We start from the raw sequence: 1,203 nt of genomic DNA on the forward strand, positions 1-1,203 counted from the left end.
GGCCGGGACCGGCCGGGGAGCCCGGGGCGGCCAGGGCGGGTGACCCGTTGGTCGCCGCGAGGGCCGTGGCGACCACGGCGGCGAGCCAGGCTCCACGGTTACGCGAGAGCTTCACGTGTTGTCGTCCTTGTCTCGTCTTCGCACCGGTCGCTACGGGGGTGGTAGCGACCTCTCCGCCACGCGCGTGCCGGTTGGGGCCCGGGGCGGCGCGTGGGTGTCGGAGGGCGGAACGAGACGCTACGCCGCAATGATCATTTCGTATAGGGCAACGATCGCGCCCCGCGGCGGGCGGAGGTTAAGCTCCTTCGATCGACCCTAAGTTACCGGGAGGTAGTCATGTCGGAGGAGCCCCGCGTCGCCATCGTCACCGGAGCCGCGCGCGGTATCGGCGCGGCCACTGCACGCCGGCTCGCCGCTGACGGCCTGGCGGTCGCCGTGGTCGACATCGAGGAGTCGGCGACGAAGGAGACGGTCGACGGGATCGTGGCCGCCGGGGGCCGCGCGCTCGGGGTGGGCGCGGACGTCGCCGACCGTGGCCAGGTGGAGGCCGCCGTGGAGCGGGTCGTCGCCGAGCTGGGCACGCCGACGGTGCTGGTCAACAACGCCGGTGTGCTCCGGGACAACCTGCTGTTCAAGATGACCGACGCCGACTGGGACACGGTGATGGGTGTGCACCTGCGCGGTGCCTTCCTGTTCAGCCAGGCCACCCAGCGGCACATGGTGGAGCGCAGGTGGGGCCGGATCGTCAACCTCTCCAGCACGTCCGCGCTCGGCAACCGTGGCCAGGCGAACTACGCGGCGGCGAAGGCGGGTTTGCAGGGCTTCACCAAGACCCTCGCCGTCGAACTCGGACCCTTCGGTGTCACCGTCAACGCGGTGGCGCCCGGGTTCATCGTCACCGACATGACGGCGGCGACCGCCGCGCGGATGAAGGTGGACTTCGCCGAGTTGCAGAAGCACGCGGTTGCGGAGATCCCGGTACGCCGGGTGGGCCGCCCGGAGGACGTGGCCCACACCATCTCGTTCCTCGCGAGCGAGGGCGCGTCGTTCGTCTCCGGCCAGGTCATCTACGTGGCCGGCGGCCCCCGCGCCTGACCCCCACCCGCACGCGAATGGCCACTCCTACTCGGAAGGAGTGGCCATTGCGCTCGCTGTGGCTCTCCTTCGAGGAAGAAGGCCGACCGGCCGGGGTCAGTTCGGGGT

At 71.1% G+C, this 1,203-nt stretch carries 1 protein-coding gene; it reads left to right on the forward strand.

Annotated elements, in window-relative coordinates; genetic code table 11:
- The first annotated feature begins 336 nt into the window (after window positions 1-336).
- On the forward strand, window positions 337-1,095 hold the full coding sequence (gene fabG / locus E1211_RS32105) for a 3-oxoacyl-ACP reductase FabG (protein WP_132354000.1): 759 nt from the start codon (window positions 337-339) through the stop codon (window positions 1,093-1,095).
- The last annotated feature ends 108 nt before the right edge of the window (window positions 1,096-1,203 follow it).

It is taken from the genome of Micromonospora sp. 15K316 (assembly GCF_004348525.1).
Lineage (GTDB): Bacteria > Actinomycetota > Actinomycetes > Mycobacteriales > Micromonosporaceae > Micromonospora.